Raw genomic sequence first — 19,917 nt, forward strand, 5'->3', positions numbered from 1 at the left:
ACGTGGCTGTTCAGCCCAGCTTGTCGAGCAGCGGCTTCAGCCGATCGCCATAGCGCTTCCACAGATCGACCGAGCCCTGATACATCGGCTGGCGCACCTGCGCGGCGGAGGCGGTGCGCACCGGCCGGTCCGTCTCGTGGAACGACAGCACCTTGTCGTCCCACGGCAGGCCGAGATGCGCCATCAGCGCTCGCGCCTGCCCTTCCTGGTCGGCGACGAAATCCTCATAGCGCACGTCGTGCACGACGCCCGGCAGCATCTTGTGCCAATGCGCCATGATGTCGGTGTAGAGGTTGTGGAAGTCGGCGAGCTCGCCGAGATCGTAGCCATAGCGGTGGCTGTCGCCGCGGAAATGCACCTTGAAGATCGACAGGCACGTCGCCGCCGCATCGCGGGCGCAATGCACGATCTTGGCCTTCGGCAGCATCATGTGCAGGAAGCCGATCAACATGAAGTTGCCCGGCATCTTGTCGGTGACATGGCGATAGCCCGGATAGCGGCTATGCAGCATATCGAGATAGGCCTGGCCGGCTTCTGCGAACGTCTTGTCCGGCATGTCGGCGATCCCTGCGGGGAATCCACCAGGCATGCTCATTGGAAACTGCTTGCCGACGGCCGTCTTCAGGATGTTCAACTCGCCAGCGCCATAGACCTGCGGGTGGCTGGCGATGATCTGCTCGACCAGCGTGGTGCCGGAGCGCGGCATGCCGACGACGAATATCGGCGTCTCGTCGGAAATGTCGCTCGTCCGGTGCGTCTCGAAGAAGGCCTCGTCGAAGACCGCCTTCATCGCCTCGAATTCGTCGCGCGTGCGGACCGGATCGTAGTCGATACCCTGGCGGCGGATGGCGTTGCCCTCGGCGAAATAGTCGAAGGCGCGGCCATAGTCCTTGAGGTCGTCATTGACCTTGCCGAGACCGAAGGAAAGCTGCATGCGCGCAAGGCTGCCCTGCGGCGCCTTGGCATGCTCGGCTTCCATGCCGGCAAGCTCCTTGTCACGCTCGGTCTGGCGCTTGACCTGCGTGAGCAGCAGCCAGGCCTTGGCCATGGCCGGAGCAACCGCGACGGCCTGACGGGCAAGATCGGCGGCTTCGTCGAGCTTGCCCTTCTCCATCATCGCGACACCCAGCCCGTAAAGCAGCTCGGCGTCTTTCGGCCTGATCGACAACGACTCGCGGAACAGGGCGATCGCCTCATCGAGCCGCGCGGCCTCCTGCAGCGTCTCGGCAAGGCCGATGCGGGCGCGGACATGGAACGGGTTGCGGCCGATTGTGCCACGGTAGATCTCCTCGGCGGCGCCGAACTGGCCGAGCTGCTTCAGCGACGAGCCGAGATTGTCGCGCGCCGCCAATTGCTCCGGCCGGATGTCCACCGCGCCGCGGAAGAAATCGACGGCGGCGGCGACCCGACCGAGGTCGCGCATGACGGTGCCCATATTGTTGAGGAAGTCGGCATTACCGGGCTGCATCGTCACCGACTGCTCGATGAGATCGAGCCCTTCCTCGCTGCGGCCGGTCTGGTGCAGCAGCAATCCGAGGAAATGCAAAGCGGCGGCATGGTTCGGCTGCTGCCCCAGCACTTGCCGGTAGAGCGCCTCGGCTTCCTGGCGGCGGCCGGCCTGATGCAATTGCAGCGCCCGCTGCACATAGGGATCGAGCGGGCTGGCCGTTCCTGACTTGCCGCCCGCGTTTGCCGCTCTTCTTTGATCTCTGTTAATGGGAAACCTGCCGTGTTTGTTGGTCCGCCGGACCTAAGCCATGCGGGCGAGAGATTCAAGGCTAAGCAATACCACGCGCGTCGTGGCGTCCATATCCACCTGTGGAAACGGACACCGAGACTTCCTCAGCAAGGCCCGTCGCCGACGATGCGATAATCCGCCGCGCGGGCCTCACAGGCATTCGGGAAGGTTCGCTCTTGCCCATGGCGCCTGGCGCAGACCGGGGCGTATTCGCGCGTGCAGAACGTCTGCTCGCCGCCTCCACCGCCGCCGCCGGCGCGGCAAGGACCGTCGCGCACGATGCGGTACCCTTCCCTTTCGGCCAGGCAGGCATTGGCGAAGGTCTGGCGGTCGCCGTCGCGCCGGGCGCAGACCGGCTGGTATTGCATGGTGCAGAGCTGCGGATTCGGCTTGGGTGGCCGCGGGCGCGGCCCGTCGTCGTCGACGACCACCGTACAGGCCGCCAGGAGCACGGACAGGACGAAAGTGACCAGGCTCCGCCGAGAGATCGCAACAAGTCGCATATGTCCCTCTTTTATCCCGGTGCCATGCTATCGGCCTGCGGCATCCTCGCATTCCCCGCAGCAAACGCAACCACCGTTTGTGGAGCCGCAACCCTCGATCGGCGACCTCACCCTGGCCCATGCTTGGCCTGTCTCTGGCCGATGACCGGCGGTGGCACGGGGTCTATCGAGGCGCCTGCGTTGGACGCGCCGCTGGCCGCCCGCGACCGTCGTCTTGCAACCATCACGTTTCCGTGTAATAAATTTCCCCGTTCGGGCATTTGCGACCCGGAGAGCGGAACGTTTTGGACGACCTTTCCCCGATAAGTGTGAATCTCTGACAACCCCGTTTTTCGGCGGGGGGTTTGACCATGCGCGAATGCATGTCCGCCGAAGCAACCACCGGGATTTGCCCAAGGCGCGAGGCAGCGGGCAGACCACCAAGACTGACACGGGTGAAGGAGTTTCCCCAATGGCCCAGACCGGTACCGTAAAGTTCTTCAACGCCACCAAAGGCTTCGGCTTCATCACGCCGGATGGCGGCGCCAAGGACGTGTTCGTCCACATTTCCGCGATCGAGGCATCTGGCCTGCGCACGCTGGTCGACGGCCAGAAGGTCACCTTCGACGTCGAGCCGGACCGCATGGGCAAAGGCCCGAAGGCGGTCAACCTGCGCGCCGCCTGATCGGCGCGACCGCCTGTCCTTGCGAATGCAATGATGCGGCAGGATCATAAACGGGCTTTTGGACAGGCTCGAAATTGCAAAGGCGCGACCGAACCGTCGCGCCTTTTTTGCGCGCAAATGCTTGGATCGGCAGGCGAAAACTTTCTCTTGCCGATAGCGCTAAAATAAAGGACAAATTTCCTCTCGGGCAGTTTGCCGGCCCGAGACTTGACTTGATGGGATCAAAGGAGTTTCCCATGCCGCAGACCGGCACCGTCAAATTCTTCAACCATGCCAAGGGCTTCGGCTTCATCACGCCCGACGATGGCGCGAAGGATGTCTTCGTCCATATCTCGGCTGTGCAGGCGTCGGGCCTTCCCGGTCTTGAGGATGGGCAGAAAGTGACATTCGACACCGAGCCGGACAAGCGCGGCAAGGGTCCGAAGGCCGTCAATCTGTCGATCGGCTAAGCCGGCTCACGACGGATCCGACGGAGGCTTTTCAGGCGGGACTGCTCCCGCCCGGAATGGGTCGTGGCCGGACTTCCAAAAGATCGCCGGGCCTCGAAAAAATCGATTGCGCCGATTTCCGTTCAGCCTCCGTTCAGCCACGGTCTTCTATTAACCTTTGCTAAAGCCGGTCCGCATCCCCTGAAAAAATGCGCAGGCCGGCGCGAAGGAGACCGAAAATGAACCGTTTTCTCAAGACCGCCATCCTGACCGCGGGCATTGCCGCGACCACCCTGGCCACCTTCTCGGCGGCCAATGCCGATGACTGGCGCTGGCGCCATCATCGCCATCATGGCGGCGACGCCCTTGCTGCCGGCGTTGTCGGCCTCGCGGCCGGCGCCCTGATCGGCAGCGCGCTCAGCAACCCCGGGCCGCGCTATTATGACCCGGCCTATGATGACGGCTATTATCCTGACCGGCCGGTGCGCCGCTACTATGTGCAACCCCGGGTCGTCTACGCGGACCGCTATGCCGAGCCGTGGACCCGGGCCTGGTACGAGTATTGCTCGGACCGCTACCGCACCTTCAATTCGCGGACCGGCACCTTCACCGGCAATGACGGTGACCAGCACTTCTGCGTCGCCAACTGAGCCAAAGCAATTCCAGGAAAAGTGTGAAGCGGTTTTCCGTTCGGAATTGCGTCCAACAAAGCTGGTTCCCTGCCCTAAGAGCGCCGCCCCCAGCGGCGCTTTTCTTTTGCGGTCAGGTCAAGAAGGGGTTGGTCCGCCGCTCGTCGCCAAAACGGCTGCCCGGCCCATGGCCGCAAATGAAGCCGACATCGTCGCCAAGCGGCAGGAGCTTTTCCTTGATCGAGGCGATCAGCGCGGCGTGATCGCCGCCGGGCAGATCGGTGCGCCCGATCGAGCCGCGAAACAGCACGTCGCCGACATGCGCGAACTTGGCCGCGCGGTTGTAGTAGACGACATGGCCCGGCGCATGCCCGGGGCAATGCAGCACCTCGAATTGATGATTGCCGAACGACACCGTCTCGCCTTCGCTGAGGAAGCGGTCCGGCACGCAATTGCGCACCGGATCGGTGAGGCCGAAGCGCTTGGCCTGGTTCTCGAGATTGGCAAGCAGCGGCTTGTCGGCTTCATGCGGGCCGATGATGTCGATGCCGAGCGCATCCTTCAGCTCCATCGCGCCGCCGGCATGGTCGATATGGCCATGCGTGATCCAGATCGCGCCGGCTCTGATGGCGTTGTCCTTCAGCGCCTTGAGCACCTGATCGATATCGCCGCCGGGATCGACCACGACACCGGCCTTGTCGTCCATGTCGAACAGGATGGTGCAGTTCTGCTGGAAGGGCGTGACCGGCACGATGCCGGCATTGAGCTGACCCATGGCATTCCTTTCGAGATGTGGGCCACTGATGTAGAGGCCATGGCGGTTCGCGTCCACCATCGGCGACGCGAACCTTCCTCGAAAAGAAATGGGCGGCCGGAGCCGCCCACGCACGGACCTGAAAATGTGGCTAGGTCTATTTCTTCATCGCGCCCATGACCGCGCCGAGAATGCCGGTAAGGATCGCGCCGCCGCCGGCGCCGCCAAGGATGTTCTTCAGGTCGATCGCGCTGCCGATGCCACCCGCTGCCGCTGCCGCATCAACCCCGCCACCGCCGAGCAGGCTGCCGAGAATGGCCGCGCCGCCGACGCCGCCGATGGCGCCGCCGAGGATTTTGGTGAGTTGACCCATCGCCGCCTGCTTCAGCGCCACACCTACCGCCTGACCGCCGATAACACCTGCAATCACCTGTACAATGATCTGAACAATCGTGTTCGTATCCATGTAACTGGTCCCTCCATAGCCGCCAGCCTCCAAGGGCCGACACCATCATGAGACGCCGAACCACTCGAAAGTCAAATGCGTGAAAGCTTAAATAAAAAGGGCGGCTCGAAAACCGCCCCTATTGCACAAAAAAGCTGTGACTATCGCTATTCTGCGGCGATGGCGTGCTTTGGTTGCACTGCAGCAGAATAGTCGTTCATCAACGTCTTGGCGATCTCGCCGACCTCGAATCGGTAGGGCCCGATCTCCGAGACCGGCGTTACTTCGGCGGCCGTTCCGGTGAGGAAACATTGCTCGAAACCTTCGAGTTCCTCCGGCATGATGGCGCGCTCGATCAGCTCGAAACCTCGCTCCTTCGCCAGGCCGATCACGGTGCGGCGGGTGATCCCGTCGAGGAAACAGTCGGGCGTCGGCGTATGGATCTTCCCGTCCTTGACGAAGAAGATGTTGGCCCCCGTGGCTTCGGCCACCTGGCCACGCCAGTCGAGCATCATGGCATCGGCGTAGCCCTTGGCCTCGGCGGCGTGCTTGGACATGGTGCAGATCATGTAGAGGCCGGCGGCCTTCGACTTGGACGGCGCGGTGCGCGGATCGGGCCGGCGCCATTCGGCGACATCGAGGCGAATGCCCTTGAGCTTCTGCGCCGGGTCGAAATAGCTCGGCCACTGCCAGATGGCGATGGCGCAGTTGATACGGCTGTTCTGCGCCGAAACGCCCATCTGCTCGCTGCCGCGCCAGGCGATCGGACGCACATAGGCGTCTTGGAAACCCTGCTTCTTCAGAAGCGTGCGGCAGGCCTCGTCGATCTCGGCGACCGCGTAGGGAATCTTGAAACCGAGCAGGCGCGCCGATTCATGCAGGCGCTCATTGTGCTCGGTCAGCTTGAAGATCTGGCCGCCATAGGCGCGCTCGCCCTCGAAGACGGCGCTGGCATAGTGCAGGCCGTGGGTCAGCACATGGATTTTGGCGTCGGCCCATTTGACGAACTCGCCGTTCATCCAGATGAAGCCTTCCAGTTGATCGAAGGGAACGGATGCCATGGAAACCTCCCGCGGGCGGGCCCGCAAATCGTTATGTCCTATAGGCTTTGGTGCCGGCCCCGCCACAGGGTCCGGAACGCTGGCCAGTGCTTGAAAGCGTAGGCGGATATTCAATCCGTGGCAAACTCAGGAAGTTCCGGAAAAGCGGCTTCCGCTTGCCTTTTCGTTCGCAATCCGCCGAAAAGCTTGTCAAAAATTATCATTGCCCGGAAATTACGTCAATAGTACTGACATAATTCCCGCCTCGCATGGAGAAATGATGACGAGCCCCGCAGCCGGAAAACCGATCAGGACGGCGATCACCGATGACGACGGCATTGACTTCGCCATCATCGAACTGTTTTTCTTCGCTTATCGCGATTTCACCTCCGATCCGGACCAGATCCTTGCCGATTACGGCTTCGGCCGCGCCCATCATCGTGTGCTGCACTTCGTCAACCGCAGGCCGGGCCTCACCGTCGCAGAACTGCTCGACGTGCTGAAAATCACCAAGCAGAGCCTTGCGCGGGTCTTGAAACAGCTGATCGATACCGATCATATTGTCCAGGTGCAGGGTCCGCGCGACCGCCGGCAACGCGAACTCTACCCGACCGCCAAGGGCCGCGCCCTGGCGCTGGCGCTGGCGCGGCCACAGTCGCGCCGCATCCGTGCGGCATTGGAGGATTCTGGAGCCACCGAACGCGCCACGATCGAGCGATTCCTGGAAGCGATGGTCAATCCGGAACTAAGAGCGCAGATCGACATTGTGCCTGCGCAAACATCGGGGAAGAACCATGGAGACCATTGAGAAGGTTGATCATCCGGCCGCGCCCGACGATGACGCGCCGCACCTCCTGGTTGTCGATGACGACACGCGTATCCGTAACCTGCTCAAGCAGTATCTGTCCGAGAACGGCTTTCGCGTCACCGTCGCCGGCAATTCCGGCGAAGCCAGGCGCAAGCTCGCAGGGCTCGACTTCGACCTGTTGGTGCTCGACGTCATGATGCCGGGTGAAACCGGCGTCGACCTCACCAAGGCGCTGCGGGCCGAGAAGAACGTGCCGATCCTGATGCTGACGGCGCTGTCCGAGACCGACAGCCGCATCACCGGGCTGGAGGCCGGCGCCGACGACTATCTGCCGAAACCGTTCGATCCGCGCGAACTGATCCTGCGCATCAACAACATCCTGCGCCGTGGCGGGCCGGCGGCGACGCCGAAGGTGGAACAGCTGGTGTTCGGGCCTTACACGTTCCAGATCGCCAAGCGCGAATTGAAGCGCGGCGGCGAGGCGCTTAAGCTGACCGACCGCGAGCAGGAGATCCTGGCGATCTTCGCCGCGCGGGCGGGCGAGACCATACCGCGTCATGAGCTTGTCGGCGATGAATCGGATGTCGGCGAACGCACCATCGACGTGCAGATCAACCGGCTGCGCCGCAAAATCGAGCGCGATCCGTCCAATCCGGTGTGGCTGCAGACCGTGCGCGGTATTGGGTATCGGCTCAGCGTCGAGTAAATTACCGTCGAAGGCCCTTTGCTGAACAGGCCATCGACGAGCGGAAGGGCGAATGGCGACCACGCAACTGGAACAGCCTGAAGGGGGCGGCCTCGGCGATCTTGCGATGCGGACGCTGAGGGCGATGCCGCGCGCCTGGAACCGGTTCTGGCGCCTGGTCGCGCTCTATATGCCGAAGCGGCTCTATGCCCGCTCGCTGATCATCGTCATCGCGCCGATGATCCTTTTGCAGTCGGTCGTCGCCTTCGTCTTCATGGAACGCCACTGGCAGACGGTAACCCAGCGCCTGTCGCAGGCGACGATCGCGGACATAGCCGCCGTCATCGACATGATGGAGACCTATCCGCACGACGCCGATTACGCCAACATCATCCGCATCGCCCAGGACCGAATGCAGCTGAAGGTGGATCTGCTGCCGCCCGATCCGTTGCCACCGCCCGGCCCGAGACCGTTCTTCTCGATCCTCGACGAGGCCCTGTCGTCCGAAATCACAAAGCAGATCAACCGTCCGTTCTGGATCGACACGGTCGGCAACTCCAACGTCGTCGAGGTTCGCGTCCAGCTTGAAGGCAAGGTGCTGCGCGTCTTCGTGCGCCGCAGCCAGGCCTATGCCTCCAACACCCACATCTTCCTGATCTGGATGGTCGGCACCTCGCTGGTGCTTCTGATGATCGCCATCCCCTTCCTGCGCAACCAGATCAGGCCGATCCTGACGCTTGCCGAGGCCGCAGAGAGCTTCGGCAAGGGCCGGCCGATGCCGCGCGATTTCCGCCCGCGCGGCGCCGAGGAAGTCCGTCGCGCCGGCTTCGCCTTCATCCAGATGCGTGAGCGCATCGAGCGCCAGATCGAGCAGCGCACCGCCATGCTGACCGGCGTCAGCCATGATCTCAGGACCATCCTCACCCGCTTCAAGCTGCAACTGGCGCTGGCCGGCGGCAAGTCCGAGACCAAGGCCGCGCTCAACCAGGACATCGACGACATGCAGTCGATGCTGGAAGGCTATCTCTCCTTTGCCCGCGGCGAGGCCGCGGAGGACACCGGCCGTTTCGACCTCGAGACCTATTTGCAGAAGCTCGGCGAGGAAGCGCAACTGCGCAAGTGCAAGCTTACGACGACGCTGAGCGGCGATCCGACCGTGCATGTACGGCCGAACGCCTTTGCCCGTTTGCTCTCGAACGTCATCGGCAATGCTTTCCGCTACGCCAAGACCGTCGAGGTCCACGCCAACCACGGCCGCGGCTCGCTCACCGTCACCATCGACGACAATGGCCCAGGCATCGCCCCCGACAAGCGCGAAGAGGTGTTCAAGCCCTTCCTGCGGCTCGACGAGGCGCGCAACCTCGACGCCAGCGGCACTGGGCTTGGCCTGTCGATCGCCCGCGACATCGCCCGCAGCCATGGGGGCGACATCAGCCTGGAAGATAGTCCGCTCGGCGGCCTGCGCGCGGTGATCAAGGTTCCGGCGTAAGCCCTTCATCCGCCCGTCATGAAATCATGGTCAAGAGCGCCCATGAAGCGCGCGACCCCTGTTGATTCGGCCCCGCCGCCCCGCTTCGATCCCGCGCCCGCCCGGGTGCGCTGGAGCGAGGCGCGAGCTGCCGCCTGGTTGCCGTTCCGGCACCGCGCCGGCGCGCCCGGGAATTATTCCGGCAAAGGACCGTCATGCGCATCGGGGTCGCCATGCGTATCAGGATCGCCATGCGTATCCTGATGGTCACCGACGCTTGGCGGCCGCAGGTCAACGGTGTGGTGCACACGCTGGAACGCCTGACCGAGGCGCTGAAGCCCTTCGACGTCGAGCTCGATTTCCTGACGCCGAACCTCTTTCGCACCTTGCCGATGCCGACCTATCCCGACATCCGGCTGGCGCTGACGACGCCTGGCCATGTCGCCCGCCGGATCGAGGCTGCCAAGGCCGATCATATCCACATCGTCACCGAGGGTCCGCTCGGCATCATGGCGCGCCGCTATTGCCGCCGAGCCGGCCGCCCCTTTACCACCAGCTACCACACGCGCTTTCCCGAATATCTCAGCGCTCGCCTGCCGGTGCCGGAGCGCTGGGCCTACAACTGGCTGCGCGACTTCCACAATTCCGGCCAGGGCACGCTGGTGGCGACGCAGTCGCTGGCAGACGATCTCGCTGCGCGCGGCTTCAACAAGCTGAGGCCGTGGACGCGCGGCGTCGACACCGACCATTTCCGGCCCGACAAGCGCAAGGAAACCGAATTCGCGCGCCCGGTTTTCCTGTGCGTCGGCCGCGTAGCGATCGAAAAGAACCTGACCGCTTTCCTCGACCTCGATTTGCCCGGCAGCAAGATCCTCGTCGGCGAAGGACCGGAACTGGCAAGGCTCAAGGCGCGCTACCCCAAAGCGCATTTCCTCGGCCATCGTCCGAATGACGAGCTGGCGGAAATCTACGCGTCGGCCGACGTCTTCGTCTTCCCGAGCCGCACCGATACTTTCGGCAACGTCATCATCGAGGCTCTGGCCAGCGGGACGCCCGTCGCCGCCTATCCGGTGACCGGGCCGATCGACATTGTCGGCGACGGTGTTGGCGGGGCCGTGTCGAACGATCTGGGCGAGGCGGCTATGAAGGCGCTTGGGGTCGATCGCGCCGAAGCGCGCCAGCGCGCGATGCGCTACAGCTGGAAGGCCTGCGCCGAAATGTTCCTCGACGCGGTCGACGAAGCGCTGGGCATGCCGCGCAAGCGCGCCGATCAGGATGTCGTGGCTTCCGGCAGGCCGAGGCTGGTCCTAGAATAGCCGTCCGCCATCCGGCACCTTGCGTTCGACGGCGCCGAGCACGACCGCGCCCTCTTCATCGGGAAAGCCTAGCGTCAGCACTTCCGACATGAACGGACCGATCTGGCGCGGTGGGAAATTGACCACCGCGAAGACCTGCCGGCCTATAAGCGTTTCCGGCGCGTAGTATTTGGTGATCTGCGCCGACGACTTCTTCACCCCGATCAACGGGCCGAAATCGATCTTGAGCTTGAACGCGGGCTTGCGCGCCTCCGGAAATGGCTCGGCCTCGACGATCGTGCCCGCACGGATGTCGACGCGGTCGAAATCGGCAAAGCTGATCTCGGGTTTGCGCGCGCTGCTCGAACTCATCGGTGACTGTGCTCAGGCGTTTCCGTGCGTCTCAAAGAGCACGCTGGAGAGCGCGTCCTTGGCCGAAGTGCCCGACCAGACGACGAACTGGAAAGCCTGGAAATAGCATTCGCAGGCTTCGAGCGCCGAGGACAAAAGCACCTCCACTTGCTGGCTCGAAGGCTCGACCCCGCCGGCAAGCAGGAGCGACTGCCTGAACATGATGGCGCCTTCCTGCTCCCACAGGTCGAAATGCCCGAACAGCATCTGCTCGTTGATCAGCGACAACAGCCGCATCACTTCCAGCGTGCGCGTTTCCGGCACCTTGATGTCGAAGGCGCAGGCCAGATGCAGCGCCTCGAAATCCTCCATCCAGGAAAAGGAGACATGGTAGTCGGTCCAGCTGCCGGCCACCGAAATCGAAATCTCGTCGTCGCCGGCACGCTCGAAGGACCAGTCGTTGTTGTGGGCCACCTGCTCGATGACGTCCACCGGGTGGATTTCGCGGGAGAATTCGAGTTCGAGAAGTTCCATGGATGCTTCCTGTGTTCAGGGGAGCGCCACACGCTCCGCGGGGCACACACGACGAACAATTCTGTCTAGAACTCGGACGGCCAGGAACTTCTCAGCGCAAAGACCCCAGACCGGACCCCACCGCCCGGCGCATGACCCTGCTTCGAATCATGCAACAAATTCAGTCTATTGATCGGGAGTCGCGTGAACAGCCCAATTTTTCGCACTGCGGCATCCGCATGTGGAAAGGTTGCTGTCACAAAGATTCATGCAATGCCGGTAAGCGATTCACGGCAAAGCGATTTTTCGGATCGCGCTATGTGGAAAAGTTTAACGATTATTTTTTTGCGCGGGGCTTCGCAGCAGCCGCAGGTGCGGCCTGTCCGGTCAGTTCGGCGAGCCTGGCCTCGAGCGCCTCTACGCGCGTCGCCAGCTGCACATTGTCTTCCCGCGCCTTGACCGCCATTTCGCGCACGGCCTCGAACTCTTCGCGCTGCACGATATCCATGGAGTTCAGCATGCGCTCGGCCTGCGCCCGGAACGCCGTCTCCACCTCGCGCCGCACGCCCTGCGCGGCGCCCGCCGCATCGGTCATCAGCTTGGCGAATTCGTCGAGAATGCGGTTCGGTCCGGTCGACATGGCAGATCCTCGCTTGCTTGATTTGACGTAGTGGGGCGCGACGCGGAATGCAAGAACGTTGAGGTTCGATGCCACCTCTGCGTTGCTATGGCGCATGGCAGCGCCATGCCTGAACGAAGCTGCCACATCGCCTCGACCTGTACTTCAGCACGCCAAATCGCCTACTGTCTGTGCACTGTTTCCGTACTCTTCAAGTCAGGATCAACCAATGGCAACGCCCCCGCGCCGACCGACAGACCCGATGGCCGCCGCGGAAGCCGCCTTCAAGCCGGTCAAAAAACCGGCTGCCCCGATTCGCGAGGCCGCGGCGGCGCCAAACGTCAGAGAGCTTGTTTCGATAAGGATCGATCGAGCTGTGCTGGACCATTTCCAGGAAGATGGTCCCGGCTGGCAGGACAGGATCAACGACGCATTAAGGCAAATTGTCGCCGGCAAGCCTCAGGTTTGAAACCGCTCGCCGTGCCGGTCAGAACAACAATCGCCTTGCCTTGACCGCGCCAAAACCCTGCCGCATGGTCCGCGCCCGATCGTGACCGTCACCGGGGACCCCGTTTTGAGCGAATATTTCCTGCTGCCACTGGCCTCCCTGCCTTTCCCCAACGTCGACCCGGTCATCGTCAACATCGGGCCGCTTGCGGTGCACTGGTACGGCGTCGGCTATATCGTCGGCATCCTCTTTGCCTGGTGGTATGCCAAGCGTCTCGTCGCCACCCCTCGCCTGTGGCCGGACGGCAATCTGCCGATGAAGCCCGAGGATCTCGACGACTTCATCGTCTGGGCGGCGATCGGCGTGGTGCTTGGCGGGCGCACCGGCTACGTGCTGTTCTACGACCTGCCGCGCTATATCGCGCATCCGCTCGACATTTTCGCCGTCTGGCAGGGTGGCATGTCGTTCCACGGCGGCCTGCTGGGCGTCATCCTCGCCATGACGCTGTTTTCGCTCAAGCGTGGCATCCACACCTGGACATTGTTCGACGTGGTGTCAGCCGGCGTTCCGGTCGGTCTTGGGCTGGTGCGCATCTGCAACTTCATCAATGCTGAGCTTTGGGGCAGGCCGACCGACATGCCCTGGGGTGTCGTCTTCTGCAACGACCGCCTTCAGCGGGCGCTGGGCCAATGCCCCGCTGGTCTCGACCCTCGTCATCCGAGCCAACTTTATGAAGCGCTGCTCGAAGGCCTCGTCCTGTTCCTCGTGCTGCGCTTCCTCACCCATTCGCGCCTGAAACTGAAGGCGCCGCGCTTTGTCGGCGGCGCCTTCATTTGCGGCTACGGCCTGTCGCGCATCTTCGTCGAGTTCTTCCGCGAGCCCGACCAGCAGCTCGGCTACCTGCTCTACACCAACTGGCTGACCATGGGCATGATTCTGTCGACGCCGATGGTGCTCGCCGGCGTCTGGGCCATGGCGACGGCAAAGCCGGTGACGCAGCCGCAGGCGGCATGAGCGGGCTGAAAGAGCGCATCATAGGCCTGATCGGCGCGACGGGGCCGATCCCGATCAGCGAATACATGGCGCTCTGCCTGTTCGATCCCGACGCGGGCTATTACACGACGCGCGAGCCCTTCGGCGCCGCCGGCGATTTCATCACCGCGCCCGAGATCAGCCAGATGTTCGGCGAGCTCGTCGCCGTCTGGCTTTACCAGGCCTGGCAGCGCGCCGGCCGGCCTCTGCCCGCGACCTTTGCCGAGATCGGACCTGGTCGTGGCACGCTGATGAAGGATATGTTGCGCACCTTTTCGCGACTCGACCCGGCCCTCGCCGCCGGCGCATCCTTTGCCATGATCGAGACCAGCCCGCGCCTGGCGGAAATCCAGCGACAGACGCTCGCCGGGCAGAGCGCGGCACTTGCCTGGCACCAGACCATCGACACGCTGCCGCCGCAGCCGCTCTTCATCGTCGGCAACGAACTGTTCGATGCCGTGCCTATCCGGCAGTTCGTACGTGCCGGCGATGGCTGGCGCGAGCGCATGGTCGGCCTCGATGACGATAACGCGCTGCGCTTCTTCGCCGGCGCGGGCTCGCTCGACCCCTCGCTGCTGCCTGGCGATGCCGCCGACGCGCCTGAAGGGGCTATCGCCGAACTGGCCCCCGCCCGCGTGGCACTGATGGCGGCGATCGCCGAACGTATCGCCACACAAGGCGGCGCGGGCCTCTTTGTCGACTACGGTCATCTGCGGCCTGGCATCGGCGACACGCTGCAGGCTCTGCGCCGGCACCGGCATGAAGACGTATTGGCAAATCCCGGCGAGGCCGATCTGACGTCTCATGTCGATTTCGCCGCGCTTGCCGCGGCGGTGCGCCCACATCGGCTCGATGTCGAGATGGCGACCCAGGGCGAGTTCCTGCTCGGCATGGGCCTGCTCGAGCGCGCCGGCACGCTCGGCGCCGATGCCGATGCCGGCACGCGTAAAGCCATTTCAGACGCGGTCGAACGCCTGGCCGGTCCCGACGCCATGGGTGAACTGTTCAAGGTGATGAAGATCATGCCGGCGGCGCGAACCGTCTGAGAACGGCGGGCAGCCCAGACGCCTGGTCCTGCCAGTCGTCCGAACTTCGCCTTGACGAACCGGCCTTGCACGGACGACAAACCCAGCCATGCTGAATCAGACCAGACCCGATCCAGTTCGCTCGCCGTTGCTTGAAAAGGCGCAAGGCATTCGCCACGGCTATTTCACCCGCATCGGCGGCGTCTCCGACGGCATTTATCGGGGCCTCAACATCGGCACCGGCTCCAGCGACGATCAAACGCTGGTCGCCGAGAATCGGCGGCGCGTTGCCGCCTGGATGGGCGTGCCGGCGGATCACCTGTTGACTGCGCATCAGGTCCACTCGCCGGATGTCGTCGTCGCCCGCGAACCCTTCGCGGGGCCTCGTCCGAAGGCCGACGCCATCGTCACCGATCGTCCGGGCATCGCCATCGGCGCCTCGACCGCCGATTGCGGGCCCGTGCTTTTCGCCGACACCGAGGCGCGCATCATCGGCGCCGCCCATGCCGGATGGAAGGGCGCCTTCACCGGCGTGCTCGAAAACACCGTCGCCGCGATGGAAGGTCTCGGCGCGGCCCGCGAGCGCATCGTTGCCGTGCTCGGCCCCTCCATCGGCCCCGGCAATTACGAGGTCGGGCCGGAATTCGTCACCCGCTTCGTCGAGGCCGATGCCGGCAATCACCGTTATTTCAATCCGTCCAGGACGGCCGGCCACTCGATGTTCGACCTCAACCGATATACGGTCGACCGGCTGCGCAAGGCCGGCGTGAGCGCCGAGGGCCTTGGCCGCTGTACCTACGCGGAAGAAGACCTCTTCTATTCCTACCGGCGCACCACTCACCGCAAGGAAGCGGATTACGGGCGCCAGGTTTCGGCAATCGTTCTGGAGAAAGAATAATGGCGCTGCATTTCGAACGTTCGGAATTCGACGCGCGGCGCGACCGGCTGCTGATCGAGATGGCCGACAAGAAGCTCGACGCCGTGCTGTTGTTCGCGCAGGAGAGCATGTACTGGCTGACCGGCTACGACACATTCGGCTTCTGCTTCTTCCAGTGCCTGGTGGTGAAAGCCGACGGCTCGATGGTGCTGCTCACTCGTTCCGCCGATCTGAGGCAGGCGCGCCACACCTCGACCATAGAAAACATCATGCTGTGGACCGATCGCCAGGGCGCCAATCCGGCGATCGACCTGCGCAACCTGCTCAACGACCTCGACCTGCTCGGCGCCCGCATCGGCGTCGAATACGACACCCATGGCCTGACCGCCTACAATGGCCGTCGCGTCGACGAACAGCTGCAGACCTTCGGCCAAATCGCCGATGCTTCAGGCATCGTCGGCCGGCTGCGCCTGTTCAAGAGCCCGGCCGAGATCGCCAAGGCGGAAAAGGCCGCCAATCTTTCCGACGACGCGCTGGATGCCGCCCTGCCGCTGATCAAGCAGGGCGGTGACGAAGGGCTCATCCTAGCGGCCATGCAGGGCGCGGTCTTTGCCGGCGGCGGCGACTATCCCGCCAACGAATACATCATCGGCTCCGGCGCCGATGCCCTGCTCTGCCGCTACAAGGCCGGCCGGCGCAAGCTCACCAAGAACGACCAGCTGACGCTCGAATGGGCCGGCGTCTTCCACCACTATCATGCCCCGATGATGCGCACGGTTCTGACCGGCAAGGCGTCGAAGCGCCATCAGGAGTTGTTCGACGCTTCCCGCGCCGCCCTGCTCGCGGTCGAAAAGGCGATGACGCCGGGCAACACTTTCGGCGATGTCTTCGACGCGCACGCCCGCACGCTTGAGGCGCACAATCTGACCAAGCATCGCCTGAATGCCTGCGGCTACTCTGTCGGCGCCCGCTTTACCCCGTCCTGGATGGACATGCCGATGTTCTACCAGGGCAACCCGGAACCGATCGCGCCCAATATGACGCTGTTCGCGCATATGATCATCATGGACTCCGAGACCGAGACCGCGATGACCCTTGGCCGCACCTACCTGACGACGGAATCGGCGCCGAAGCCGCTGTCGCGCCATGATCTCGACTTGATCGTGCAGTGAATCCATAATGGTTGGTTCACGCGGGGGCGTTCGCCACTAGGGAGTTTTCAGGCAGATGAGACGATCGCAGGTGACGACCGTGTCATTGCTTGCGGCGCTGGCGCTTGGCGCCTGCACCAATGCCAAGGACGTGCTGGAACCTTCGGCCATCACCCCGCCCGCAAGCTCGGCCCAGCCTTTGCCCCCTGCGCAAGGCACGTCGTCTGCGGTCACATCTCCGACCACGACCGCGCCCGCGCCTTCACCAGCGCCTTCCACCGTGGCATCGTCCCCGACACGCGCAACGCCGACCCAGACCGCGGCCCTCGCCAAGACGCGACTGCAGGTGGCGCCTATCGTTGGCGCATCCGTGGATGTGGCCGCACCGTTGACGGCGGAGCTGCAGACCCGCGCCAAGCAGCGCGGCCTGACGCTTGTCGGCAGCACGGACCAGACGGCGACGCATGTGCTGAAAGGCTATTTCTCGACGATGTCCGAAGGCAAGGACACGACCGTCATCTATGTCTGGGATATTTACGACCCCTCCGGAAACCGCCTGCATCGCATCAACGGCCAGCAGAAGGCGCCTTCCGTTGGCAGCGGCGAGGGCTGGCCCACTGTGGCGCCAGCGACCATGCAGGCCATTGCCGACCAGACGATCGACCAGTTCGCCGCGTGGCTGGGCAGCGGCGGCGCCGGTTGACCGAACTGTTGCCGGCTTGCGATGTTTTCCGTGTTTGTTGCGGTCGCCGGAAGGATTCCCCACAACGAGGCTTGCAATACCGGCGCGGGCCGCTAAAAGCCCCGCATAAAAGGCTCATGAGAGTCTCTCCGGCCTCTCCATCCTTCACCAGGAACGGTGCATGAAGCTTTTCGCGGGCAATTCCAACAGGGTGCTGGCCGAGGCGGTCGCTCGCTATCTCAACATCCCGCTGGGGAAGGCCAGCGTCAGGCGCTTCGCCGATCAGGAGATCTTCGTCGAGATCCAGGAAAACGTGCGCGGCGAGGATGTCTTCATCCTGCAGTCGACCTCGTATCCGACCAACGACCACCTGATGGAACTGCTGATCATGATGGACGCGTTCATGCGTTCCTCGGCGCGGCGCATCACGGCGGTCATCCCCTATTTCGGCTATGCAAGGCAGGACCGCCGCGCGTCGGGCCGCACGCCGATCTCGGCCAAGCTCGTCGCCAACATGATCACCCGCGCCGGCGCCGACCGGGTGCTGACGCTCGACCTCCATGCCGGCCAGATCCAGGGCTTCTTCGACATCCCGACCGACAATCTGTTCTCGGTGCCGGTGATGGCCCGCGACGTGAAGGCCAAATACAAGCAGCTCGGCAACGTCGTCGTCGTGTCGCCCGACATCGGCGGCGTGGTGCGGGCGCGCGCGCTGGCCAAGCGTTTCGACGCCCAGCTCGCCATCGTCGACAAGCGCCGCGAGCGTCCCGGCGAATCGGAAGTCATGAACATCATCGGCGCGGTCGCCGGCAAGGATTGCCTCTTGATCGACGACATCGTCGATTCCGGCGGCACGCTGTGCAACGCCGCTGACGCGCTGCTCGCCAACGGCGCCACCAGCGTCACCGCCTACATCACCCATGGCGTGCTGTCGGGCGGCGCGGTGGCCCGCATCGCCGGCTCGAAGTTGCAGGAGCTGGTGATCACCGATTCCATCCAGCCGAGCCAGGCCGTGCTCGACGCGCCGAACATCCGCGTCATCTCGATCGCCGACCTGATGGGTGAGGCGATCTCGCGCACGGCAACGGAAGAATCGGTGTCGAGCCTGTTCGACTAACTCACGACCGGCGCGTAGCGCAGCAGCGTGACGCCTTGCGCAAGGCCCTGCGTGCCGAGCGGCTTCAACGCCAGCAACAGGCCGGACTGGAAATACGGCTTGCCGCCGCCCAGCACGACTGGATGCACATAGAGCCGGTACTCGTCGATCAGCCCAGCGCGCGCCAGATGCCTGGCAAGCTCGGCGCCGGAGACGGAAATCTCGCCATCCGTTTCCGCCTTCAGCGACCTTGCCACCGCCTCGACATCGCCCTTCACCAGACGCGCATTCGGCCCGACCTCTCGAAGCGTGGTCGAGAACACGATCTTCGGCGTTTCGCGCCAGGCGTGGGCAAAATCCCGCTCGACGTCTTCGGCGGCGATCTCCCGATCCGGGCTGTCCCAGAAGCGCATGGCCTCATACATCTGGCGCCCGCAGAGCGCGATCGACGTCCGGCGCATCTCGTCGTTGAAATGCTGGTGCAATTCCTCTTCGGGAATTGGCAGGTCGATGTCTCCGCCCGGGCCGGCGATGTAGCCGTCCAGCGACGTCAGCATGGCATAGACGATCGTTGCCACCCGGCTTCCTCCGATCTTTGCTCCCAGCTAAAAGATCATAACCGATTGCAGATTGCAATCGGTATCCATCGTGAGGGTCTGAGAGCTGAGGCTTACGGCTGCATCTGCCTCACGCCGCGATCGAGCCGCCTGTGCGCCGCGGGCTGTCGCCGGCATCGCGGGCGCCGCGCATATAGCCGCGCGGCGAGGCGCCGAGCATGCGCTTGAACATGGTGATGAAGGCCGGCACGCTGTCATAGCCAAGATCGAGCGCGACCCTGGTGATCGGCTCGCCGTCGGCGAGCCTGGGCAGCGCCGCGAACAGGCATGCCTGCTGGCGCCATGTCGACAGCGACAATCCCGTCTGGCGATGGAAGGCGCGGGTGAAGGAGCGCCGGCTCATGCCCGCGGCATCCGCCCATTCGTCGATCGTCGCATGCGGCGAAGGCGCCGCCACGAAACGCCGGCAAAGCGCCGCGAGCCTCGGATCGGACGGGAACGGCAGGCCGAGCGGCCGTTCCGGCAGGTTCGGGATCTCGTGCAGCAGAAGCCCCATCACGAGCGCCGCGCGCCCTTCGAGCTCGCCGCCCTGCGGCAGTTTCTCCGATTCCACGATCAGGCTGTGCATCAGCTCGGTGATGCCGACGACGCGCAGGCCCTCGGGCAGACCGGCAATGGCGTCCGGCATGACATAGACCGAGCGCATCGAGACGTCGCCCAGCATCTCGACGGAATGCACGGTACCGGCCGGTATCCACATCGCATGGTCGGGCGGCACCATCCAGCGCCCGTGCTTCGTCGTCACCAGCACCACGCCGACCAGCGCGTGTAGCAACTGGCTGCGGCTATGGCGGTGTTGCGGCACGTGATAGCCGTCCGGGTATTCCGTCGGCAGCGCCACCGCCGGCCCGACCGCCTCCTCCAGCCATTGCCAGCGGCTTTGATGCAGCCGGCCGAGCTCGGCGGCATCGCCTTTGAAGATTTCCCGGCCATGTGGCATCGGATGTGGCCCACTTGCGAAACTATTGGACCAAACCACGAAAGAAGTCGCTTGGCAACAGGCCTATAAGGCCGGCTGCGGTTCGCCGCGAGTAGCCTACGGAGCATTT

Annotated in this window: 24 protein-coding genes; 14 read left to right on the forward strand and 10 right to left on the reverse strand. The window is 63.9% G+C overall.

Annotated features, from left to right (window positions below; all coding sequences use genetic code 11):
• Positions 1–10: 10 nt before the first annotated feature.
• Both DPM33_RS18645 and DPM33_RS18650 read right to left on the reverse strand, forming a co-directional pair.
• The gene (locus DPM33_RS18645; RefSeq protein ID WP_112098896.1) at positions 11–1,645 is read right to left on the reverse strand and encodes a tetratricopeptide repeat-containing sulfotransferase family protein; all 1,635 of its coding nucleotides are present in this window, start codon (positions 1,643–1,645) and stop codon (positions 11–13) included.
• A 197-nt stretch (positions 1,646–1,842) separates the two neighbouring features.
• Positions 1,843–2,241, reverse strand: coding sequence for a Kazal-type serine protease inhibitor domain-containing protein (locus DPM33_RS18650; protein ID WP_112098897.1), 399 nt, complete (start codon positions 2,239–2,241; stop codon positions 1,843–1,845).
• A 451-nt stretch (positions 2,242–2,692) separates the two neighbouring features.
• Here DPM33_RS18650 and DPM33_RS18655 point away from each other — a divergent pair, with 451 nt between their 5' ends.
• The 3 genes from DPM33_RS18655 (at position 2,693) to DPM33_RS18665 (ending at position 3,983) form a co-directional block, all read left to right on the forward strand.
• Complete coding sequence (locus tag DPM33_RS18655) at positions 2,693–2,905, forward strand: cold-shock protein (RefSeq protein WP_006202520.1); 213 nt, start codon at positions 2,693–2,695, stop codon at positions 2,903–2,905.
• Positions 2,906–3,141: 236 nt separating this feature from the next.
• Positions 3,142–3,354 (forward strand): cold-shock protein, encoded by a 213-nt coding sequence (locus DPM33_RS18660; protein WP_006202521.1) that lies wholly within the window; start codon positions 3,142–3,144, stop codon positions 3,352–3,354.
• Positions 3,355–3,572: 218 nt separating this feature from the next.
• Complete coding sequence (locus tag DPM33_RS18665) at positions 3,573–3,983, forward strand: BA14K family protein (protein ID WP_112098898.1); 411 nt, start codon at positions 3,573–3,575, stop codon at positions 3,981–3,983.
• A 112-nt stretch (positions 3,984–4,095) separates the two neighbouring features.
• On the opposite strand, the gene DPM33_RS18670 is transcribed toward DPM33_RS18665, so the two are convergent.
• The 3 genes from DPM33_RS18670 to DPM33_RS18680 form a co-directional block, all read right to left on the reverse strand.
• Positions 4,096–4,737: an MBL fold metallo-hydrolase gene (locus DPM33_RS18670; protein ID WP_112098942.1), complete on the reverse strand. Its 642-nt coding sequence runs from the start codon at positions 4,735–4,737 to the stop codon at positions 4,096–4,098.
• Positions 4,738–4,873: 136 nt separating this feature from the next.
• A complete protein-coding gene (locus DPM33_RS18675) occupies positions 4,874–5,182 on the reverse strand; it encodes a hypothetical protein (protein WP_112098899.1) in 309 nt (102 codons plus the stop codon).
• Between the two features lie 146 nt (positions 5,183–5,328).
• Complete coding sequence (locus DPM33_RS18680) at positions 5,329–6,222, reverse strand: branched-chain amino acid aminotransferase (RefSeq protein WP_112098900.1); 894 nt, start codon at positions 6,220–6,222, stop codon at positions 5,329–5,331.
• A 256-nt stretch (positions 6,223–6,478) separates the two neighbouring features.
• On the opposite strand from DPM33_RS18680, the gene DPM33_RS18685 reads away from it, so the two are divergent.
• The 4 genes from DPM33_RS18685 to DPM33_RS18700 all read left to right on the forward strand — a co-directional run bounded on the left by DPM33_RS18685 (position 6,479) and on the right by DPM33_RS18700 (position 10,478).
• Positions 6,479–7,009, forward strand: coding sequence for a MarR family winged helix-turn-helix transcriptional regulator (locus DPM33_RS18685; RefSeq protein WP_425373537.1), 531 nt, complete (start codon positions 6,479–6,481; stop codon positions 7,007–7,009).
• Positions 6,996–7,715 carry a response regulator gene (locus DPM33_RS18690; RefSeq protein ID WP_040989639.1) on the forward strand — a complete coding sequence of 240 codons (720 nt, stop codon included), beginning with the start codon at positions 6,996–6,998 and terminating at the stop codon, positions 7,713–7,715. Before DPM33_RS18685 ends, DPM33_RS18690 begins: the two co-directional genes overlap by 14 nt.
• A 52-nt stretch (positions 7,716–7,767) precedes the next feature.
• Positions 7,768–9,183 (forward strand): ATP-binding protein, encoded by a 1,416-nt coding sequence (locus DPM33_RS18695; RefSeq protein WP_112098902.1) that lies wholly within the window; start codon positions 7,768–7,770, stop codon positions 9,181–9,183.
• A gap of 230 nt (positions 9,184–9,413) precedes the next feature.
• Positions 9,414–10,478 carry a glycosyltransferase family 4 protein gene (locus tag DPM33_RS18700; RefSeq protein WP_112098943.1) on the forward strand — a complete coding sequence of 355 codons (1,065 nt, stop codon included), beginning with the start codon at positions 9,414–9,416 and terminating at the stop codon, positions 10,476–10,478.
• Here DPM33_RS18700 and DPM33_RS18705 read toward each other — a convergent pair.
• The 3 genes from DPM33_RS18705 to DPM33_RS18715 all read right to left on the reverse strand — a co-directional run bounded on the left by DPM33_RS18705 (position 10,470) and on the right by DPM33_RS18715 (position 11,961).
• On the reverse strand, positions 10,470–10,829 hold the full coding sequence (locus DPM33_RS18705) for a tRNA-binding protein (protein ID WP_112098903.1): 360 nt from the start codon (positions 10,827–10,829) through the stop codon (positions 10,470–10,472). The genes DPM33_RS18700 and DPM33_RS18705 overlap by 9 nt on opposite strands.
• Before the next feature lie 12 nt (positions 10,830–10,841).
• Positions 10,842–11,342, reverse strand: coding sequence for a type III secretion system chaperone family protein (locus DPM33_RS18710; RefSeq protein WP_112098904.1), 501 nt, complete (start codon positions 11,340–11,342; stop codon positions 10,842–10,844).
• Positions 11,343–11,658: 316 nt separating this feature from the next.
• Positions 11,659–11,961 (reverse strand): accessory factor UbiK family protein, encoded by a 303-nt coding sequence (locus DPM33_RS18715; protein ID WP_112098905.1) that lies wholly within the window; start codon positions 11,959–11,961, stop codon positions 11,659–11,661.
• Positions 11,962–12,169: 208 nt separating this feature from the next.
• On the opposite strand from DPM33_RS18715, the gene DPM33_RS18720 reads away from it, so the two are divergent.
• The 7 genes from DPM33_RS18720 to DPM33_RS18750 all read left to right on the forward strand — a co-directional run bounded on the left by DPM33_RS18720 (position 12,170) and on the right by DPM33_RS18750 (position 18,272).
• Entirely contained in the window at positions 12,170–12,409 is a 240-nt protein-coding gene (locus DPM33_RS18720; protein ID WP_112098906.1) for a BrnA antitoxin family protein, read from the forward strand.
• Positions 12,410–12,514: 105 nt separating this feature from the next.
• On the forward strand, positions 12,515–13,402 hold the full coding sequence (gene lgt, locus DPM33_RS18725) for a prolipoprotein diacylglyceryl transferase (protein WP_112098944.1): 888 nt from the start codon (positions 12,515–12,517) through the stop codon (positions 13,400–13,402).
• On the forward strand, positions 13,399–14,466 hold the full coding sequence (locus DPM33_RS18730) for a class I SAM-dependent methyltransferase (protein WP_112098907.1): 1,068 nt from the start codon (positions 13,399–13,401) through the stop codon (positions 14,464–14,466). Before lgt ends, DPM33_RS18730 begins: the two co-directional genes overlap by 4 nt.
• 88 nt (positions 14,467–14,554) lie before the next feature.
• Positions 14,555–15,343 carry a peptidoglycan editing factor PgeF gene (gene pgeF, locus DPM33_RS18735; RefSeq protein WP_112098908.1) on the forward strand — a complete coding sequence of 263 codons (789 nt, stop codon included), beginning with the start codon at positions 14,555–14,557 and terminating at the stop codon, positions 15,341–15,343.
• Positions 15,343–16,494 carry a M24 family metallopeptidase gene (locus DPM33_RS18740; protein WP_112098909.1) on the forward strand — a complete coding sequence of 384 codons (1,152 nt, stop codon included), beginning with the start codon at positions 15,343–15,345 and terminating at the stop codon, positions 16,492–16,494. Before pgeF ends, DPM33_RS18740 begins: the two co-directional genes overlap by 1 nt.
• Positions 16,495–16,549: 55 nt before the next feature.
• Positions 16,550–17,176, forward strand: a complete 627-nt coding sequence (locus DPM33_RS18745) for a hypothetical protein (protein ID WP_112098910.1) — start codon at positions 16,550–16,552, stop codon at positions 17,174–17,176.
• Positions 17,177–17,336: 160 nt separating this feature from the next.
• On the forward strand, positions 17,337–18,272 hold the full coding sequence (locus tag DPM33_RS18750) for a ribose-phosphate pyrophosphokinase (protein WP_112098911.1): 936 nt from the start codon (positions 17,337–17,339) through the stop codon (positions 18,270–18,272).
• Here DPM33_RS18750 and DPM33_RS18755 read toward each other — a convergent pair.
• Positions 18,269–18,829 carry a dihydrofolate reductase family protein gene (locus DPM33_RS18755; RefSeq protein ID WP_112098912.1) on the reverse strand — a complete coding sequence of 187 codons (561 nt, stop codon included), beginning with the start codon at positions 18,827–18,829 and terminating at the stop codon, positions 18,269–18,271. The genes DPM33_RS18750 and DPM33_RS18755 overlap by 4 nt on opposite strands.
• Before the next feature lie 109 nt (positions 18,830–18,938).
• The gene (locus DPM33_RS18760; RefSeq protein WP_112098913.1) at positions 18,939–19,808 is read right to left on the reverse strand and encodes an AraC family transcriptional regulator; all 870 of its coding nucleotides are present in this window, start codon (positions 19,806–19,808) and stop codon (positions 18,939–18,941) included.
• Positions 19,809–19,917 lie beyond the last annotated feature (109 nt).

Source organism: Mesorhizobium hawassense (assembly GCF_003289945.1).
GTDB classification, from domain to species: domain Bacteria; phylum Pseudomonadota; class Alphaproteobacteria; order Rhizobiales; family Rhizobiaceae; genus Mesorhizobium; species Mesorhizobium hawassense.

Bases quoted from the DNA above. Each gene is read 5' to 3' on its own strand.
- DPM33_RS18650 (WP_112098897.1), bottom strand. From the start codon at position 2,241: ATGCGACTTGTTGCGATCTCTCGGCGGAGCCTGGTCACTTTCGTCCTG.
- DPM33_RS18655 (WP_006202520.1), top strand. From the start codon at position 2,693: ATGGCCCAGACCGGTACCGTAAAGTTCTTCAACGCCACCAAAGGCTTC.
- DPM33_RS18660 (WP_006202521.1), top strand. From the start codon at position 3,142: ATGCCGCAGACCGGCACCGTCAAATTCTTCAACCATGCCAAGGGCTTC.
- DPM33_RS18665 (WP_112098898.1), top strand. From the start codon at position 3,573: ATGAACCGTTTTCTCAAGACCGCCATCCTGACCGCGGGCATTGCCGCG.
- DPM33_RS18670 (WP_112098942.1), bottom strand. From the start codon at position 4,737: ATGGGTCAGCTCAATGCCGGCATCGTGCCGGTCACGCCCTTCCAGCAG.
- DPM33_RS18675 (WP_112098899.1), bottom strand. From the start codon at position 5,182: ATGGATACGAACACGATTGTTCAGATCATTGTACAGGTGATTGCAGGT.
- DPM33_RS18680 (WP_112098900.1), bottom strand. From the start codon at position 6,222: ATGGCATCCGTTCCCTTCGATCAACTGGAAGGCTTCATCTGGATGAAC.
- DPM33_RS18685 (WP_425373537.1), top strand. From the start codon at position 6,479: ATGATGACGAGCCCCGCAGCCGGAAAACCGATCAGGACGGCGATCACC.
- DPM33_RS18690 (WP_040989639.1), top strand. From the start codon at position 6,996: ATGGAGACCATTGAGAAGGTTGATCATCCGGCCGCGCCCGACGATGAC.
- DPM33_RS18695 (WP_112098902.1), top strand. From the start codon at position 7,768: ATGGCGACCACGCAACTGGAACAGCCTGAAGGGGGCGGCCTCGGCGAT.
- DPM33_RS18700 (WP_112098943.1), top strand. From the start codon at position 9,414: ATGCGTATCCTGATGGTCACCGACGCTTGGCGGCCGCAGGTCAACGGT.
- DPM33_RS18705 (WP_112098903.1), bottom strand. From the start codon at position 10,829: ATGAGTTCGAGCAGCGCGCGCAAACCCGAGATCAGCTTTGCCGATTTC.
- DPM33_RS18710 (WP_112098904.1), bottom strand. From the start codon at position 11,342: ATGGAACTTCTCGAACTCGAATTCTCCCGCGAAATCCACCCGGTGGAC.
- DPM33_RS18715 (WP_112098905.1), bottom strand. From the start codon at position 11,961: ATGTCGACCGGACCGAACCGCATTCTCGACGAATTCGCCAAGCTGATG.
- DPM33_RS18720 (WP_112098906.1), top strand. From the start codon at position 12,170: ATGGCAACGCCCCCGCGCCGACCGACAGACCCGATGGCCGCCGCGGAA.
- DPM33_RS18730 (WP_112098907.1), top strand. From the start codon at position 13,399: ATGAGCGGGCTGAAAGAGCGCATCATAGGCCTGATCGGCGCGACGGGG.
- pgeF (WP_112098908.1), top strand. From the start codon at position 14,555: ATGCTGAATCAGACCAGACCCGATCCAGTTCGCTCGCCGTTGCTTGAA.
- DPM33_RS18740 (WP_112098909.1), top strand. From the start codon at position 15,343: ATGGCGCTGCATTTCGAACGTTCGGAATTCGACGCGCGGCGCGACCGG.
- DPM33_RS18745 (WP_112098910.1), top strand. From the start codon at position 16,550: ATGAGACGATCGCAGGTGACGACCGTGTCATTGCTTGCGGCGCTGGCG.
- DPM33_RS18750 (WP_112098911.1), top strand. From the start codon at position 17,337: ATGAAGCTTTTCGCGGGCAATTCCAACAGGGTGCTGGCCGAGGCGGTC.
- DPM33_RS18760 (WP_112098913.1), bottom strand. From the start codon at position 19,808: ATGCCACATGGCCGGGAAATCTTCAAAGGCGATGCCGCCGAGCTCGGC.